Below are 1,192 nucleotides of genomic sequence, written 5' to 3' on the forward strand. Positions count from 1 at the left end.
CCTGCGCGACGCTCCAGGCGTCGCAGGGGCCTGGTCCGCCGCCTCTTGAACCTCCGCCACCGCCACTTCAAGGTCCTCGAAGGAGAGCTGGCGCTCGTCCTCGGTCAGCTTTTCCGAGCGCTTGCCGTGGACTGTGTGTCGGAGTTCGTGGACCAGGTGCTCGAGGCGCTTGTTGATCTCGGCCAGCTCCGCGATCCGGGCCTTCTGCGCCTCGAACACCGCCCGATAGGCGGGCGGCAGCGCGCTTAGATCGATATCAGCGGCAGGGCTCTCCATGTGGAGATTCTACCGTAAGGTCAGCACCTTGCGGCAGCCTGGATGGCGTCCGAGTCACTCTGCCGCAGCGGGCCGGCGCACCCGGGTGCCCCAAACGCGGCGCCAGTCGAGCCCTTCGAAGAGCGCTTCGAACTGCGCACGGCTGAGCCGCATCACGCCATCATGGATCGCCGGCCAGGCGAAGCGGCCGTCCTCGAGGCGCTTGTAGGCGAGCACCAGCCCGGTGCCGTCCCAGGTCAGGATCTTGACCCTGTCGGCTCGCTTCGGGCGGAACACCACGATCACGCCAGAATGCGGATCGAGACCGAGCTCGTTCTGAACGACGGCCGCCAGCCCGTCATGGCCTTTCCGGAAGTCCACCGGCTTCGTCGCGATCACGATTCGCACCCCGGCGGTCGGGACAATCACCGGCTCGGGCACCGCTTCTCGCCGAGCGCCGCTGCAATCTCGGCAATCCGCGTGGCAGGCGTGTCGGAGGCGAGCCGCAATACCACGCCGCCCGCCTCGATCTCGATCGATCCTTTGCCCACCAGTGCCGGCCCGTCGTCGATCTTGAGAACCGAGAATGCCGGCTCCGTCTCTGGCGCCTCCGGCAAGGCCAGTTTTCCTTTCCGCGCGAGGCTTCGCCAGGTCGAGAGATGCTGCGGCGTCAGCCCGTGGCGCCGCGCCACCTCGTTGACCCGTGCGCCCGGCGCAAAGCTCTCCATGACGATCCGTGCCTTCTCATCGTCGGGCCAGCTACGCCGGCCGGTCGGCCCCTCGAGGACCGACATGCGCTCGGCAACGGATCTCACTTCCGCCAACAAATATTGGTCGTTTTGGTCGACATGTTTCATGAAACGATCCCTTCACATCCAGGATCGTTTCAACCTAACGAACGTCTCACCAGCAACGTGGGCTCCAGACAGCGCTTACG

General features: G+C 65.9%; 3 protein-coding genes. All 3 read right to left on the reverse strand.

Annotated features, from left to right (window positions below; all coding sequences use genetic code 11):
- A partial coding sequence (locus tag QSJ97_RS24545; RefSeq protein ID WP_285675135.1) for an IS66 family transposase occupies window positions 1-276 on the reverse strand: 276 nt, incomplete at its 3' end.
- A gap of 54 nt (window positions 277-330) precedes the next feature.
- Window positions 331-696, reverse strand: coding sequence for an IS66 family insertion sequence element accessory protein TnpB (tnpB, locus tag QSJ97_RS24550; protein ID WP_285675136.1), 366 nt, complete (start codon window positions 694-696; stop codon window positions 331-333).
- Complete coding sequence (gene tnpA / locus QSJ97_RS24555) at window positions 681-1,112, reverse strand: IS66-like element accessory protein TnpA (protein ID WP_285675137.1); 432 nt, start codon at window positions 1,110-1,112, stop codon at window positions 681-683. The genes tnpB and tnpA overlap by 16 nt, the downstream gene beginning before the upstream one ends.
- Between the last annotated feature and the right edge of the window lie 80 nt (window positions 1,113-1,192).

The organism is Paralimibaculum aggregatum (assembly GCF_030270585.1).
In the GTDB taxonomy this organism is placed as follows: Bacteria; Pseudomonadota; Alphaproteobacteria; order Rhodobacterales; family Rhodobacteraceae; genus Thermohalobaculum; species Thermohalobaculum aggregatum.

Bases quoted from the DNA above. Each gene is read 5' to 3' on its own strand.
- tnpA (WP_285675137.1), bottom strand. From the start codon at position 1,112: ATGAAACATGTCGACCAAAACGACCAATATTTGTTGGCGGAAGTGAGA.